This window comes from Corticicoccus populi (assembly GCF_042686195.1).
Taxonomy (GTDB): domain Bacteria; phylum Bacillota; class Bacilli; order Staphylococcales; family Salinicoccaceae; genus Corticicoccus; species Corticicoccus populi.
The window spans coordinates 1-1,762 of sequence record NZ_JBHUOQ010000002.1 but is presented as its reverse complement, the minus strand read 5'-3'; the positions used below and the strand labels follow the sequence as shown (position 1 = coordinate 1,762).

At 52.3% G+C, this 1,762-nt stretch carries 2 rRNA genes; both read left to right on the top strand.

From position 1 onward, the window contains the following. Positions 1-1,563 (top strand): 23S ribosomal RNA (locus tag ACFSX4_RS08230); the annotation flags it as partial. An 82-nt stretch (positions 1,564-1,645) separates the two neighbouring features. Continuing rightward, a 5S ribosomal RNA gene (gene rrf, locus ACFSX4_RS08225) occupies positions 1,646-1,760 on the top strand. The last annotated feature ends 2 nt before the right edge of the window (positions 1,761-1,762 follow it).

The window sequence follows — 1,762 nt, the reverse complement described above, 5'->3', positions numbered from 1 at the left end:
AGCGTAGGCGATGGATGACAGGTAGAAATTCCTGTACCGGTGAATATTGTTTGAGTGAAGGCGTGACGCAGAAGGATGGTCAGGCATGCGGAAGGAAGAGCATGTCCAAGCAGCGAGCAGTCATGGTAGGCAAATCCGCCATGTGTAATGTAAGCTGTGATGGGGAGTCCGTTTAGGACGAAGCTGTTGATTCACACTGCCAAGAAAAGCGTCTAGCGAAATATAAACCGCCCGTACCGTAAACCGACACAGGTAGTTGGGAAGAGAATTCTAAGGTGAGCGAGCGAACTCTCGTTAAGGAACTCGGCAAAATGACCCCGTAACTTCGGGAGAAGGGGTGCTCATAGAGATATGAGCCGCAGTGAATAGGCCCAAGCGACTGTTTATCAAAAACACAGGTCTCTGCCAAACCGAAAGGTGACGTATAGGGGCTGACGCCTGCCCGGTGCTGGAAGGTTAAGAGGAGTGCTTAGCGTAAGCGAAGGTACGAATTGAAGCCCCAGTAAACGGCGGCCGTAACTATAACGGTCCTAAGGTAGCGAAATTCCTTGTCAGGTAAGTTCTGACCCGCACGAAAGGCGTAACGATTTGGGCACTGTCTCAACGAGAGGCTCGGTGAAATCATAGTACCTGTGAAGATGCAGGTTACCCGCGACAGGACGGAAAGACCCCGTGGAGCTTTACTGTATCCTGATATTGAATCTTGACCTCACCTGTACAGGATAGGTGGGAGCCAAAGAAGTGTGTACGCCAGTATNTACCTGTGAAGATGCAGGTTACCCGCGACAGGACGGAAAGACCCCGTGGAGCTTTACTGTATCCTGATATTGAATCTTGACCTCACCTGTACAGGATAGGTGGGAGCCTAAGAAGTGTGTACGCCAGTATNCCGGGCGGGAGACAGTGTCAGGTGGACAGTTTGACTGGGGCGGTCGCCTCCTAAAGAGTAACGGAGGCGCTCAAAGGTTCCCTCAGAATGGTTGGAAATCATTCAAAGAGTGTAAAGGCATAAGGGAGCTTGACTGCGAGACATACAGGTCGAGCAGGGTCGAAAGACGGACTTAGTGATCCGGTGGTTCCGCATGGAAGGGCCATCGCTCAACGGATAAAAGCTACCCCGGGGATAACAGGCTTATCTCCCCCAAGAGTTCACATCGACGGGGAGGTTTGGCACCTCGATGTCGGCTCGTCGCATCCTGGGGCTGTAGTCGGTCCCAAGGGTTGGGCTGTTCGCCCATTAAAGCGGCACGCGAGCTGGGTTCAGAACGTCGTGAGACAGTTCGGTCCCTATCCGTCGTGGGCGTAGGAAATTTGAGAGGCGCTGTCCTTAGTACGAGAGGACCGGGATGGACATACCACTGGTGGACCAGTTGTCGTGCCAACGGCATCGCTGGGTAGCTACGTGTGGCCGGGATAAGTGCTGAAAGCATCTAAGCATGAAGCCCCCCTCAAGATGAGATTTCCCCAATAGATCCCTCAGAGATGATGAGGTAGATAGGTTCGGCGTGTAAGTATAGCGATATATTGAGCGGACGAATACTAATCGATCGACGACTTATTCAAAGATTTGTACCGTGTAGGTGACTACGCACATTGCTTCTATCCGGTTTTGAGTGTATATACTCAACATCCAAAGTATGATTTGTCTGGTGGCGATAGCGGAGAGGCCACACCTGTTCCCATGCCGAACACAGCCGTTAAGCTCTCCTGCGCCGATGGTAGTTGGACTGACGTCCCGCAAGAGTAGGGCGCTGCCAGGCAA